Here is a 14,074-nt window from a genome sequence, read left to right on the forward strand (position 1 = left end):
GCACGTGTTAAACGGGCTTTCAAGAATTCAAAACACGATCGATGCGATATATCCTATTCATAGTAATGTCTCTTTATTTTCAAACTACTTTCGCGCAAAGCCTTTTAAAGGGAGCGTTGGATGGAGCGAGACCGGGGAAAGAAAACCTCAGTTTACGAGTTGATAACCATAAGGATAGCTTGCTTGCTTTGCCTATATCGGTAATGAGAGGAGCAAAATCCGGACCAATCTTCACAATCGTTGCTGGTATACATGGCTTTGAATATCCGCCTATTATTGCTGTTCAGGAGCTGATGAAGGAAATAGATACAAAGCAATTGACAGGCACCCTTATCATTATTCCGGTTGCGAACACTGCTTCTTTCTACCGTAGATCACCCTTTGTCAATCCGATAGATCATAAGAATCTTAATAAATCCTTCCCGGGTAAATACGATGGCACCGCTACGGAGCGTTTAGCGCATCTAATTAGTCAGCAGGTTATCCCCAACAGTGATGTTTTTCTCGATATTCACGGCGGTGATGCAAATGAAGACTTGTTACCTTTTGTTTGTTATTATGACCGTCGGGATAAAGCAGAACAAACGAGGGTGGCAAAGCGATTAGCAGAAGCAAGCGACTTCGAGCATATCGTATCATATCCATACACTATTAGCGACGATGAAGCGGCACTTTATGCATTTAAACAAGCTGTTCAAGATGGAAGAATCGCATTGAGTATCGAATGTGGCAAACTGGGAACGGTACAGGTCAGTGCGGTAAAGAAGATAAAGCAAGCCGTATACAATTGTTTAAAAGAAATGGACATGTACACGGATGCAACAAAATCAGACCTTACCCGGACCAAGGTGCACTATAACCGGCAAGAATATATCAGCTCACATGGCCAAGGCATTTTCTATAGCACCTTGCTTGCGGGGGATCGGGTTACCAAGGGACAACAGCTGGGATATATCACGGATGTTTTCGGAAATAAATTGCAGGATGTTATTGCAGAGGTGCCGGGTGTTATTCTATATAAAGTAGGAACGCCCCCGGTTAATAAGGGTGAAACACTTTTCTGTATCGCATATTCCGAGTAACGGAAATGCTGATTACGACCAACTTATAATTTGTTTATAAGATTTCCTGTGTACGGAGGTTCAGCTGCCAAAATTACGGCGTCCTATGGATAACGGGTTGCCCATGGGAGGCACAGTTAAAGGCTTTACTATATAGTGCGACTAGGTTGTCCGCCTGAAAAAAAACATATCTATTTGGTGGATTTTTATTAGTTTAGCAAAAAGGTTCGTAGGGTCCTGAGGTTTAGTGATGTAAAAAGCCGATAAAATGATATGCAAAGACGTCCACTGAAGAAAGGAGCGATGAATGCCTAATACTGATTATGATGCAGTAGTAGTTGGCTCAGGCCCTAACGGTTTAGCCGCCGCTATTTTATTGCAACAACAAGGCTTAAATGTGTTGATTATTGAAGGCAAGGACGTTATCGGAGGTGGTATGCGTAGTGCAGAATCAACATTGCCCGGTTTCATACATGACATTTGTTCGGCAGTGCATCCCATGGCAGCGGCCTCTCCATTTCTTGGTAGCTTGCCTTTGGCGGATTATGGTTTGCGTTATATAGATCCCAAGGTATTAGCGGCCCATCCACTTGACGGGGGAACGGCTGCGGCCTTATACAAGGATATTGGACAAACTGCGGAGACTTTAGGTATAGACCGAGCATATTATTCGGACTTGATTGAACCGCTGGTAACTTCGTGGCCGGATATTGTAAATGATTTATTAGGGCCGTTCGGTTTTCCTAAACACCCATGGAAATACTTAGGGTTTGGTTTAAAGGCGGGACTTCCAGCTACCTTGTTTTCAAAACGCTTTAAAGGGAAAGAGTTAAAAGCTTTATTTGCAGGTATGGCTGCGCACAGCCTCTTAAATCTTGACCAACTCACTACGTCTGCAATTGCCTTGGTACTTACAATGGCAGGCCATCGCAGCGGTTGGCCAATTGTAGAGGGAGGAAGCCAGCAGTTGGCGCAAAGCATGGCAGCTTATTTTTGCGCATTGGGCGGTAAGATTGAAACAGGTATTTGGATTCGGTCGCTTGCACAATTACCCAAAGCACGTGCTGTTTTTTTTGATATATCGCCCAAACAGCTACTAGCTATTGCAGGGCACCGTTTTACCTCTTTGTATCGCAAGCAACTAAGTCGTTACCGTTATGGTGCAGGTCTCTTCAAGATCGATTGGGCCTTGAGTGAACCTGTTCCGTTTATCGCGGAATCGTGTAGGCAGGCAGGAACTATACATATCGGTAACACTTTTGAAGAAATTGCATTTTCAGAGAAACTGGTGGCTCAAGGTAGACATCCCGAAAAACCTTTTGTGCTGTTTGCACAGCAGAGCTTGTTCGACGCTTCACGTGCGCCAAAGGGAAAGCAGGTAGGGTGGGGGTATTGTCATGTGCCTAATGGTTCGACAAAAGATATGACGGAGCAGATAGAAAATCAGGTAGAACGGTACGCTCCTGGATTTCGTGACCTTATCTTGGCCCGTCATATTACCAATACGGAAGACCTTGAAAATTATAATCCAAACTATATAGGTGGAGATGTAAATGGTGGTGCGTTGGATTTGAGGCAACTTTTTACACGCCCTGCACTCCGTTTTTCACCTTATCGTACTTCTGCCAAAGGACTTTATATCTGTTCTGCTTCAACACCGCCTGGAGGAGGAGTGCATGGAATGGGCGGTTTCCATGCGGCTAAACAAGCACTGAAGGATATTTTCAACATAACGATTTAGTCCACAAGTGAAAGATAGAACTGTTTTTGTAAAAAAAGTATATAAAAAAGGTAGATATTATATTCTTTTCAATTTTTTTGTAACTTTGGCTCGAAGATGCGCATCTTGATTTTAAATTAGAACGATTATGAAGATAAAGAATTTACATGCTTTCGTTTTTCGATGTTGATTTGGAGACCAAAATATAAATAAACTATAGGATTTTAATCATTGATCATGATCAATTGGCGTTGCGTGATCAAGCTTTGTAACTTAACCCATTTTTTATGCAAACTCAAAAGAGGAGGGCACAATCCGTGCCATCTCTCCTTTCATTACTTTTTATCATCTTTTTTACGGAACAGTTAGTTGCCCAGCAAACTAAACCGCTTGTCAATTCTACACTTCAGGGGCAAGTGCTCGATTCAATAACAAAAGAACCATTACCGGGTGCTTTGGTACACATAGAAGGCACTACGCATAGTGTATCCACGGACGAGGAAGGAAAATTTGGCTTTGTTACGGGACAAATATTTCCTTATACACTTGAAATCTCTTATATCGGTTATGAAAAGAAAAAAATAATCGCATCAGAAGCGAAGATTGAAATTTTGCTCAAGCCAGGGTTCAATCAGTTAAACGATGTAGTGGTAGTAGGTTATACTACACAACAGCGGAAAAACTTAATCGGTTCGGTTACGAAAGTGAATCCTGCTGAGAGTAAGGATATTCCGGCAGGTGGTTTTGATGCGCAATTGCAGGGTAAAGTATCGGGTGTTCAAATTTCTAGCAACACAGGTGTACCTGGGGAAGCTGTAAATATACGTTTACGGGGGGCAACCTCCATCAATGCCAGCAATGATCCCTTATATGTTATCGACGGGGTATTTTTAAATACCAACAGTTTACAAACTGTTAATACAGGAGGTAAGGCAACATCTCCTATAGCCGATATCAATCCGGCAGATATAGAAAGTATTGAGGTTTTAAAAGATGCAGAAGCAACGGCGCTCTATGGTTCCCGTGGTGCAAATGGCGTTATTATTATTACAACCAAACGAGGTAATTTTAATCAGAAGCCAAAGGTGGCACTCAATCTTTCACAGGGAATAGCAAAGGCAGCGAAACTTTGGGAGCTAACAACCGGGCCTGAGCATGCTACGCTGGTAAATGAATACTATCGAAATATTGGTCAACCGGAGCCCTTTCGTCCGGTAACGGAAGTGATAAATGGTATTGCAGGCATAGGTTTGCCGGAAGAGCAGCAAACCTATGATCGCCTTGGTGAGGCATTTCGTACGGCAGCATTAACCAATGTCGATCTGTCAATCAGTGGGGGCGCTATCGGGACCCGTTATTATATTGGTGGGGGATACAATCGACAGGAATCCACTCTCAAACCCATCAGTTTTGACCGGCTTAGCTTTAAGGTGAACCTCGATCAAAAAATCAGTGATCGTGTCCAGATAGGAACCAGTAATACCATCGGCCGAACCGGAAGAAATCAAGCTCGTGCAGGTGATGGCCCTCAGGGCGGTTTATTACAGGCAGCCTTACATACTCCTACTTACCTTTCCCCTTATAATGATCAGGGGGTGCTGGTTGGCAGAGCTGGATTTGACAACCTGACGCTATTATTGGAAAATTATGATGTACACAGCACCAGTTTGCGTTATATCGGAAATTTGTATGCAGATATTCAGCTGTCGTCCGACTTAAAATTCCGTTCAACTTTCAGCTTGGATTATAACAATTACGATGAAAGCGAATATTGGAACAACTTACTTATTGCAGGTAGTCCGAACGGTTTAGCCACCTCGGCTATCGGACAGTCTACCACGTGGATCAATGAACAAACCATAACCTATCGAAAAAAAGTCAATCAAAGGCATGATTTCGGTATATTGGTAGGTAATACTTTACAAGGTTCAACCCTTAAGCGCACATCGGCAACAGGCAGGGGGTTTGCCAGTAACGACTTTAAATTGATCTCTTCAGCTGCAACCACTACAAGCAGTCAAGATTGGGAGAAATACAACCTGGCTTCTTTTTTTGGTCGAATCGATTATGCTTTTGACGATAAATATTTGATCGATTTTTCTCTGCGTGCCGACGGCTCTTCGCGTTTCGGGTCTGCTGACCTGTGGGGCTATTTTCCTGCGGTAGGTGCAGCCTGGCGTATCAAACGTGAGAATTTCTTAAAGAACCTCGCTTATTTAGATGACCTCAAAATTCGTGCAAGTTATGGTAGCACCGGAAATCAGAACGGTATCGGTGCTTTTGCAGCGCGCAGACTTTGGTCGGGCATCGGCTCTTCTTATCAAGGGATTCCAGGGATCGCACCTGAGCAATTAGCAAACAGCGAGCTCCGCTGGGAACGGACCGACCAATTGAATATTGGACTGGATGCAACCTTGTTCAAACAGGCACTGGACATCTCGTTCAATTGGTATCGTAAATATACGAAAGATGGTTTACTTCCGGTTACGCTAGCAGCCACAACCGGTTATGACAGTTATACGAGTAACGCTGCGGAAATCAGTAACAAGGGACTGGAGCTGGCATTGGTCAGTCGGAATATCCGAAAAACGGATTTCTCCTGGCAAAGTTCCTTTAATATTGCGCGAAACGTAAATAAAATAGAAAAGCTGGAGAATCCCTTAAACTACGGTAGCCGTGATCTCATCCTTTTTCAAGAAGGGCACCCACTATATTCCTTTTGGGTTTATAATCAATTATATGTAGATCCGCAAACAGGGGATGTGGTTTATGAGGACGTAAATGAAGATGGTAGGATTACAGTAGCTGATCGGAAAATTATGGGCAGTATTTGGCCGGATTTTTATGGCGGCCTAACCAACAATTTCACCTTTAAAGGTTTCGACGCAAATATCTTCTTCGTATTCTCTTACGGCAATGAGATCTATAACCATAATCGATTTTTCGGGGAAGCGGGGGGCGCGCGTGACGCAGCTCGGGTCATCTTTGCCTCCAACTTAGACAGATGGCAGCAGCCCGGTGATATAACGGATGTGCCCCGATCGGATGGTGTAAATGTGAATAACTACAAAGATGGTGGCAGCAGGTGGTTGGAAGATGGTTCATACCTACGTTTGCGGTCGCTTACTATCGGTTATACCTTGCCGAAGCATGTAACAGATCGCTGGCATTTGGATCGTTTACGCTTCTATTTGCAAGGGAATAATTTGTTTACCTGGACTAAGTACAGCGGTTTGGATCCGGAAGCTGCTGCTAGCAGCGATCCAAATGAGCAGGGTATTGACTTGGGAACACCTCCGCAACCAAGGAGCTTTCAACTGGGGATTAATTTAGCGCTTTAATGGATTTTTTCATGACGACATTAAAAAATACAACTTTTGTTGCCTTTATCATGGCTATGGTTTCCTGCAGTAAATTTTTAGATGTTGAACCAAAGGCTTCTATTTCAGGCGAAAATATTATTGTAGACGAAACTTCTGCAAATGCCGCTTTGAATGGTGTGTATAGTGCATTGCGAACTTATTACAGTGTCGACTTCCAGTCAATTGCTTATCTATCCGGAGATAATATTCAGTGGACAGGTTCGCAATCGCAGGTGCAGGAATTTATAAACCATCAAGTGAATGCAGAGAACGCAACAATCACGAATACCTGGAAGGAAATTTATGTAGCCGTCAACAGAGCAAATCAAGTAATTAAAAACGTAAATGAGTTGGCAGCCAACGTTATCAGTGAAGATGTACGAAAGCGAATTGCCGGCGAAGCTTACTTTATTCGGGCGCTTGCCTATTTCGACTTGGCTCGTACTTGGGGTGGTGTTCCATTGATTACTGAACCTACGGCCGGTCCTACCGACAACGTGGGTATTGCACGTAGTTCAATAGAGGAGACTTATAATCTGGTTCTGGCTGATCTGAATCGAGCAGAGGAATTACTGCAGGAGACTACCAACCGATTCCAGGCTACAAAGAAAACGGTACGGGCCTTGAAAGCTCGTTATTTTCTTTATCGGGAAAATTGGCAACAGGCAGCAGACTATGCTAGCCTCTTAATCGACGATCAAGCTAATTATAGCTTATTAAATCCCTATTATTCCTTTTTTGCGGACGGAGTGACTGGAACCCGTGAGTCGGTCTTTGAAATTTTTTACAATGCCAATGAGGTGAATCCCCATCGTGGGCAATGGCAGCCACAACAAAATGGAGGGACACGTCAATGGGCGCCGAATAACACGTTCGTGAATTTAGTGAACGATCCAACAATAGGTGGTTCGCGCAGTGCGCTTGTGGCGAAAGACAATCAGAACAGATGGTATGGTAATCTTTATTACCGTAGCCCTGCCACCGATCCCACCTATGTCATTAGGATAGCTGAATTGTACTTAATCCGCGCGGAAGCTAATGCACAGCTCGGAAAACTGGAAGAAGCAGTTCGTGATTTAAATGCAATACGGAACCGTGCCGGTGTACCGCAAACGGCTGTGGGTACGCAAAATGAGCTTTTACTGGCTATTGAAAATGAGCGACGGTTAGAGTTTGGTTTGGAAGCCCATAGATGGTTTGATTTGGTACGAACAGGTAGGGCACAGACCGTGCTTAATATCAGTGATACTAATCGTTTATTGATGCCCTTGCCAGCCGAACAGATTTTAGTAGACAGCGCGCTAGAACAAAATCCGGGATATTAAAATAAGATATAGTATGGCAAATTCAACTACTGAGAAACCATCGTACTGGAGTAGCTTTGAAAAGATTATTTTTCGTTTCTTTTTGATCTATTTACTACTTCAAGCTTTACCGTTAGATTGGAAGTATTGGGCAAATATTTTCAAAATCGATTGGTTTCACCCAACTTTAACCGATCTGTTCAATATAAGTCGGTATACGCCCCAACTGTTATCTTCTTATATGGCAGGCGATTATTGGGGTTTGAATACCTTTGCTGATTGGTCAATTTTAGCATTGATTGCGCTTATTGGTACGCTAGCGTGGAGTGGTTTTGATCGTGGTACGCCACGCGCGTATGATCGCTGGTACTATTTTCTTCGCGTAATTTTACGTTATCGCCTGGCTTTGGGTGTCATTGCTTACGGCTATTTAAAACTATTTCCTTTGCAATCTCCTCCACCAACACTGAGTGATTTGAATACCCCTTATGGTGATCTGTCAGCCTGGAAAATTTTTTCGCTTAGTTTGGGTGTAGCCCCCTCTTTTGAAAGTTTTTTGGGCTTTGTGGAAATCCTAGCCGGACTGCTCTTATTATATCGAAAAACTGTATTCATCGCAACTTTCATTATCCTTAGCTTTACAGGAAATGTGTTTCTTTCCAATTTGGCTTATGAAGGGGGAGAGGCAACATATAGCTTATACCTCATTCAATTTGCCCTTGTTTTGCTGGCTTATGATGCGCCTCGTCTGTATACGTTACTCACGCTTGAACGCGCTGCAGTACCCGCCCGATTCAAACCCGAATATGTAACAAATTACGGTTCTATTGGAAGAATGGTGTTAAAACTCGGCTTTTTATTGTTTTTTGTCGTACTCTATGGGCAACGAGCTTATACGCAATATCGAATGGGGGGCTATCAATTTTCTTCCCGTTCCGGTTTATTAAGGGAAGGCTTTTATGATGTAAGTTCTTTTGTATACGATGGAAAGGAACTTCCGTATGTCAGCAAAAGCAGTTTACGTTGGCGAAATGTGGTTGTGGAAAAATGGCCAACCCTTAGTATACAAACGGCAGTTGGACTGAAACCCGATACACATAACGTCGAAGTAATACATCGCAATGACGAAGCTAAGGCCTATGAATTTGCCGGTAATGGTGCTAGGCGCTACTATCGTTGTGAAAAAAACGATGGAGGAGGACTTACCCTGAATGCCCTACAAAACCATAACGAATTGACGAAATTTTCTTTTTCAACGATCTTCCTTTCGGATAGCACCATCCGGTTGATTGGAAAGGATGCTGCTCAAAAAGTGATCGATATACACTTGCGCAAAATAGATAAGAAATACCTATTAAAGGAAGCGAAGAAAGTGGGCAGACGCAGCCAACTCATATTATAAATTTTATAAGCCATGGATTCATCAATTGTTTCACCTATTCATTCTTCGATTTCAGAAGAAGCTGTCCAAAATGCAGTGAGCCCTAGTGGCCATGTTTGGAACAAGGGGCAGAAGTTCGGTTTCCGATTGCTGTTTTTGTTTTTTGTTCTCATGTCTATTCCTTGGAATATCCGTTGGTATACAGATCTATTTGCAATTGATTGGACGAGTCTCCACTATCGTGATTTATATGACATTGCGCGGTTTCAACCTTCTTTCCCTATGTTAACTAAGTGGCTTCCCGAGTGGTATGGCTATAATGACTGGATTATCGTATTGTTGTTTTCCTTAATTGGTGCGCTATTATGGAGCGCAGTTGACAAAAAGGCAAGGGATTATCGTAAATTGTATTACTGGTTAATGGTCGTTGCTCGTTATCGCGCCGGAATCGGTATCATCGGTTTTGCCTTCACAAAAGTGCTCCCGGTTCAAATGCCTTATCCGTCAGAAGGCTTGTTGAATACAAATTTTGGTGATTTGACGCCACAAAAAATCTACTGGTTATCTATCGGTATTGTACCCTGGTATCAGGTGTTTGCAGGTATTGTAGAATTGTTGGCCGGTAGTTTGTTGTTTTTTAGAAAAACAACTTTTTACGGAGCAGCCCTGCTGGTCGGTGCACTAGGTAGCATTACTTTTGTAAATTTTGCTTATGACGGAGGTGTGCATATTTATGCTTCTTATTTCGTGCTCTTTGGCTCATTTATTCTGAGCTATTATGTGTCTGATATCTATCGCTTAATGATTTTGGAACAAGTAACCGTGCCAAGACATTACTACCCTAAATTTCGAAGAAATTGGCAGCATATTGTCCGTTTCGGTTTAAAGACAGTGGTCCTCGTTTTGTTCTTAGGCGTACTGTTTTATGTGCAACTGCTCAATTTTTGGTATGATCCTTATAAGCAACCGTCATCTCCGGGCGTTGCAAAACTCCGAGGCTATTATCAGGTTGATGAATTTTATCTAAATGGCAAGTTAATTCCTTTTAATCCAAATGACTCATTACGGTGGCAGGATTTAACCTTCGAAAAGTGGAGTAGCTTAACCTTTAAAGTTAATAGGGCGCAACCATTGGATTTATCCAATGGGGGTGGTAGCCCGATCCGCGATGTGGATCGTACCTTCGAGATTGCCGGTGTTGCTGGTGGGCGCCGGGTTTATCACTATTATGCAGATACGATTACGCAAACACTTTATCTGGAAGATAAGAATATTGCTGCGGCACGCTTCCCTGCAAGCGTTAAAAGACGAAATGTTGACTATCCAAATAGGCAAGGAGCCGGGCAAACTGCGATTGATGATATTTATCCAGCGGATTGGATAAGTTCTACGGCTTGGCAGCATATTGGAAAGGAAGATCAAATGATCGACCCACGAGGGGCAACGGCTAGAAGATCCAGAGACTTCGTCAAAGCACCGCTCCCCCTTATTCGAAATAAAATGGTCTTGCAATATAGGACGAGTGATAATGGCTCGACGGTGGTTCTAGAGGGATTAAATGAGTCGCGAGATTCCATTAAAGTGGTATTAAAGCGTCAGCATCGGAATTATACTTTAACCAAAAGCACCTTGGACGCAGGATCCTATGATCGTAAAGAATAAATTGTATACAGCCATTCTATTTTTCATAGGTACTTTTTGGAGCTGCCAACCGTCACCTAAAGATGTACTTATTCGTCCACGAGAGGAAAACTACCCGGAAAGTTTTGGTTTTGGAAGGATAGTAAAAGAAAATGAAATTACCCAATTCGCAATTTCGGTTGCTCCGAATGGTAAGGGATTACCTGCAGGCAACGGAAATGCAAAAGAAGGAGCGCTAATTTATCAACAAAAATGTGCTTCCTGTCATGGAAAGACAGGCGAGGGAGGGGTTTATGATCGATTAGTAGGAGACCATGGGGTAAAAGAAAAAACCATCGGAAATTACTGGCCGTATGCGACCACCTTGTTTGACTATATAAGGAGAGCAATGCCTTATAATGCACCGGGCTCGCTTGCTAATGATGAAGTTTATCATTTGACGGCTTATTTATTGTCGGCCAATTCATTAATTGCGGATACACTGCACATTAACTCGATTACTTTGCCTAAAGTAAAAATGCCTAATAGATACAAATTTATTTCGGATGATAGGCGTGATGGGCCAATGATTAAGTGAATATGAAAGAGGATAACAAAATAATAAATACGCGGGCAGCTGATAACTTATCCAACTTAAAAATGGATCGGCGAAGTATGTTAAAGGGTACCGCAGCGCTTGGTTTGGTATTGGTTGAAGACTCTTTGGGCCGGGTTACGCAAGTGGCAAGGCAAACACTCCCGACACCGATAACCAACCCAACTAAAATTCAAGGAGCGCCTCCCGGTATTTTAGGCACACGTTCAGTTTTTGAGAAACCGGTTAAATTGCCATCTTTTACTTCGGCGAGAACCCCTTTGCAAGACCTGTATGGAACAATTACACCTGCCGACTTGCACTTTGAGCGAGATCACGCAGGTGTGCCGTTTATTGAGCCCTCCAAGCATGACCTGCTTATTCATGGGATGGTTGAAAAACCAATGTCGTTTACCCTAGAGGATATCAAGCGTTTTCCTGTATTTACGCGCATCTGCTTTATTGAATGTTCAGGAAATTTTCGGACCGGAAAGACGACGTTGACACCACAGGAAATTTGCGGATTGACCAGTCAAAGTGAGTGGACCGGCGTTATGCTGTCGACACTTTTTCGAGAGGTTGGCATCAAGAGTAAAGCTAGTTGGTTTATTGCAGAAGGAGGGGATGCGGCTTTGATGACACGAAGTATTCCTTTAAACAAGGCATTTGATGATGCCATGATTGTGTATGCACAGAATGGAGAGGCTATACGGCCTGAGCAAGGTTATCCCCTGCGACTGTTATTGCCCGGATGGGAAGGTAATACGCAAATTAAGTGGTTAAAACGAATTGAATTGACCGATCAGCCTTATATGACACGCGAAGAGACATCGAAGTATACAGAACCTATAGCCGGTGGGAAAATCAGGCAGTTTAGTTTCGTCATGGATGCACGCTCTATCATTACATTTCCATCTTATCCGTTGCAAATCTCGAGGGGATGGGTTGAAATTAGAGGAATTGCTTGGAGCGGGAGAGGCAGGATCCGGCGGGTAGAGGTAAGTGTGGATGCGGGAAGGTCTTGGCAGGAAGCTTCACTACAGGAACCGATTTTACGTAAGGCCCATACTGCATTTCGATATTTGTGGCATTGGAATGGAAGAGCAACATTGATCATGAGCAGAGCCATAGATGAAACAGGATACCGGCAGCCGAGTTATCGTGAGTTAGTTAAAGCAAGGGAAAGCAAGGGCGGATATCATTTCAATCCGATCACCGTTTGGGAAATCAACGGAAACGGAGAAGTGTTTCTTGTTAATGATCGCTAATAATTGAAAAAAGAATGAATTTAATTAGTAGTTAATTTGCGAATTGCTTCTCAAGTGCTATTTTTGTGGACTATGGCGAAACGCATCCTTATCCTAGACGACGATAAAGACATTTTATATTTTTGTTCCATCATTAGTGAGGAATTAGGGCTTGAAGTAGAAACAAGCAATACAACGGAGGATATTGTTTCGCAAGTGCAAGCGAAATCGCCGGATATCATTCTTTTGGACAATTGGATGCCTGGGCCGGGTGGATTAAAGTCCATTGCCTTATTAAAGGGGGACGTCCGGTTTAAGCATATTCCAATCATTTTCTTTTCAGCTAATAACGATTTTGATAAAATAGCACAAAATTCACAAGCCGATGTTTACTTAAAGAAACCGTTTGATGTAACTGAACTGGAACAAGTGATTTTAAAGCAATTGAATTTGTAGTGGTTATTTACAGCATCTTTTAGAATCTAATTTAACGTTATATGTTGAACTAGTTTGGTTGCATTTTCTGTGCCGAGTGCCTCGTTAAGTTCACCATCCACTACTAGATAACCTAATCCGTTTCTATAACAGTAATCTTCTGCCTCATCCCAATCCCGCGCTAAAATATTTGGCCCTGCAAATAACTGCAATTCCTGTGTGTCGGGGTTAATTGCCTGAAGGTGTGTTGTAAAGGTTTTCATATAATCCTTATCCGGGCCTGACTATAGCTATAGCCTTTGTAATGCAGACCCTTATCCGGTTGACTAAAATAAAATACTACGTTCAGACTGAACTCCAAATTTTGGTCAAATATAGGGAAAAATTGTTCAAAAAACACATGTAAAATGTTATCACTATGTTACGCTTAGGAAAATTATTTTTCGAAAGCTTTTCGCAGCGCAATGTGCCTGCTTAAAAGGAAGTCATTAAAAAAGCGAGCATCCGGTGTGCCAATATGGTTCGAAAGCATTAATTTTACGAAAATAGATCGATGAAAATTATACCCTTAAAGGAAGGCAACTACAGTGTCACCAAGAATAAAGAGTTCACTGAATTGAACGAGTTCTTGCCGGCTACTGATCTTAAAATGGCAATTAATCCTTTTTTGGTGATTGTAGGTGAAGAGCGCATTCTTCTGGACACTGGTCTGGGGACGATTGATACTGACGGAATGCCGCTCATATATCGTAATCTTGAAAAGGAACGAGTAAAACCAACAGCCATAACGAAAATTCTCCTTTCCCATTTGCACAAAGACCACATAGAAGGTCTCGGTCAAATGAAAAATGGAAAGTTAATATCCAATTTTCCCGAAGCGGAGATTTTTTTGCAGAAACGTGAATTGGCTTTTGCCTTGGAACAGAAGGATGTTCCATCTTACAATCCCCGACTGCTTGAAAAATTAGCTGAATTACCAAACCTGATTTTTATGGAGGACGATGAGGGGATGATCAGTAATGAAATCTCTTATCAGGTAACTGGTGGACATTCTCCTTTTCATCAAGTTTTTTGGATACGAGAACAGAAACAAACAGCCTTCTATGGGGCCGATAATTTACCGCAACGTGGTTATTTAAAGTTACATATTGCCTATAAAAGTGATTATGATGGTAAAAAGGCAATGATGCTTCGCCAAGAGTGGGAACGGAAGGCCAATAAAGAGCATTGGGCCGTACTTCTATATCATGATATGAAGCTGCCGATATTGAGATTTTAGGGCGATTGAATTGGCTATACATATTTATATATATTTAACCTATAATTAACAAAAAGAGGTTAATAGTAAG

General features: G+C 42.4%; 11 protein-coding genes. 10 read left to right on the forward strand and 1 reads right to left on the reverse strand.

Going from position 1 to position 14,074, the window contains the following annotated elements:
• The first annotated feature begins 41 nt into the window (after positions 1-41).
• The 9 genes from E0E36_RS15855 to E0E36_RS15895 all read left to right on the forward strand — a co-directional run bounded on the left by E0E36_RS15855 (position 42) and on the right by E0E36_RS15895 (position 12,746).
• On the forward strand, positions 42-1,082 hold the full coding sequence (locus E0E36_RS15855) for a succinylglutamate desuccinylase/aspartoacylase family protein (RefSeq protein WP_130856765.1): 1,041 nt from the start codon (positions 42-44) through the stop codon (positions 1,080-1,082).
• A 286-nt stretch (positions 1,083-1,368) separates the two neighbouring features.
• Positions 1,369-2,802 carry a phytoene desaturase family protein gene (locus E0E36_RS15860; protein WP_130856766.1) on the forward strand — a complete coding sequence of 478 codons (1,434 nt, stop codon included), beginning with the start codon at positions 1,369-1,371 and terminating at the stop codon, positions 2,800-2,802.
• A gap of 266 nt (positions 2,803-3,068) precedes the next feature.
• Positions 3,069-6,122 carry a SusC/RagA family TonB-linked outer membrane protein gene (locus E0E36_RS15865; protein WP_130856767.1) on the forward strand — a complete coding sequence of 1,018 codons (3,054 nt, stop codon included), beginning with the start codon at positions 3,069-3,071 and terminating at the stop codon, positions 6,120-6,122.
• Positions 6,123-6,133: 11 nt separating this feature from the next.
• On the forward strand, positions 6,134-7,468 hold the full coding sequence (locus E0E36_RS15870) for a RagB/SusD family nutrient uptake outer membrane protein (RefSeq protein WP_242627243.1): 1,335 nt from the start codon (positions 6,134-6,136) through the stop codon (positions 7,466-7,468).
• 13 nt (positions 7,469-7,481) lie between these two features.
• The gene (locus E0E36_RS15875) at positions 7,482-8,849 is read left to right on the forward strand and encodes a DoxX family protein (RefSeq protein WP_130856769.1); all 1,368 of its coding nucleotides are present in this window, start codon (positions 7,482-7,484) and stop codon (positions 8,847-8,849) included.
• Between the two features lie 12 nt (positions 8,850-8,861).
• Positions 8,862-10,490, forward strand: coding sequence for a hypothetical protein (locus E0E36_RS15880; protein ID WP_130856770.1), 1,629 nt, complete (start codon positions 8,862-8,864; stop codon positions 10,488-10,490).
• Positions 10,474-11,046, forward strand: a complete 573-nt coding sequence (locus E0E36_RS15885; protein WP_130856771.1) for a c-type cytochrome — start codon at positions 10,474-10,476, stop codon at positions 11,044-11,046. The genes E0E36_RS15880 and E0E36_RS15885 overlap by 17 nt, the downstream gene beginning before the upstream one ends.
• 2 nt (positions 11,047-11,048) lie before the next feature.
• Positions 11,049-12,311 (forward strand): sulfite dehydrogenase, encoded by a 1,263-nt coding sequence (gene soxC, locus E0E36_RS15890; RefSeq protein ID WP_130856772.1) that lies wholly within the window; start codon positions 11,049-11,051, stop codon positions 12,309-12,311.
• A 72-nt stretch (positions 12,312-12,383) separates the two neighbouring features.
• On the forward strand, positions 12,384-12,746 hold the full coding sequence (locus E0E36_RS15895; RefSeq protein ID WP_041387745.1) for a response regulator: 363 nt from the start codon (positions 12,384-12,386) through the stop codon (positions 12,744-12,746).
• 26 nt (positions 12,747-12,772) lie between these two features.
• On the opposite strand, the gene E0E36_RS15900 is transcribed toward E0E36_RS15895, so the two are convergent.
• A complete protein-coding gene (locus E0E36_RS15900; protein ID WP_013667931.1) occupies positions 12,773-12,988 on the reverse strand; it encodes a hypothetical protein in 216 nt (71 codons plus the stop codon).
• A 290-nt stretch (positions 12,989-13,278) separates the two neighbouring features.
• Between E0E36_RS15900 and E0E36_RS15905 the strand changes: the two genes are divergently transcribed.
• The gene (locus E0E36_RS15905) at positions 13,279-14,004 is read left to right on the forward strand and encodes an MBL fold metallo-hydrolase (protein WP_130856773.1); all 726 of its coding nucleotides are present in this window, start codon (positions 13,279-13,281) and stop codon (positions 14,002-14,004) included.
• Positions 14,005-14,074 lie beyond the last annotated feature (70 nt).

This window comes from Olivibacter jilunii (assembly GCF_900607235.1).
In the GTDB taxonomy this organism is placed as follows: domain Bacteria; phylum Bacteroidota; class Bacteroidia; order Sphingobacteriales; family Sphingobacteriaceae; genus Olivibacter; species Olivibacter oleidegradans.

Bases quoted from the DNA above. Each gene is read 5' to 3' on its own strand.
- soxC (WP_130856772.1), top strand. From the start codon at position 11,049: ATGAAAGAGGATAACAAAATAATAAATACGCGGGCAGCTGATAACTTA.
- E0E36_RS15895 (WP_041387745.1), top strand. From the start codon at position 12,384: ATGGCGAAACGCATCCTTATCCTAGACGACGATAAAGACATTTTATAT.
- E0E36_RS15875 (WP_130856769.1), top strand. From the start codon at position 7,482: ATGGCAAATTCAACTACTGAGAAACCATCGTACTGGAGTAGCTTTGAA.
- E0E36_RS15870 (WP_242627243.1), top strand. From the start codon at position 6,134: ATGACGACATTAAAAAATACAACTTTTGTTGCCTTTATCATGGCTATG.
- E0E36_RS15855 (WP_130856765.1), top strand. From the start codon at position 42: ATGCGATATATCCTATTCATAGTAATGTCTCTTTATTTTCAAACTACT.
- E0E36_RS15900 (WP_013667931.1), bottom strand. From the start codon at position 12,988: ATGAAAACCTTTACAACACACCTTCAGGCAATTAACCCCGACACACAG.
- E0E36_RS15865 (WP_130856767.1), top strand. From the start codon at position 3,069: ATGCAAACTCAAAAGAGGAGGGCACAATCCGTGCCATCTCTCCTTTCA.
- E0E36_RS15860 (WP_130856766.1), top strand. From the start codon at position 1,369: ATGCCTAATACTGATTATGATGCAGTAGTAGTTGGCTCAGGCCCTAAC.
- E0E36_RS15885 (WP_130856771.1), top strand. From the start codon at position 10,474: ATGATCGTAAAGAATAAATTGTATACAGCCATTCTATTTTTCATAGGT.
- E0E36_RS15905 (WP_130856773.1), top strand. From the start codon at position 13,279: ATGAAAATTATACCCTTAAAGGAAGGCAACTACAGTGTCACCAAGAAT.
- E0E36_RS15880 (WP_130856770.1), top strand. From the start codon at position 8,862: ATGGATTCATCAATTGTTTCACCTATTCATTCTTCGATTTCAGAAGAA.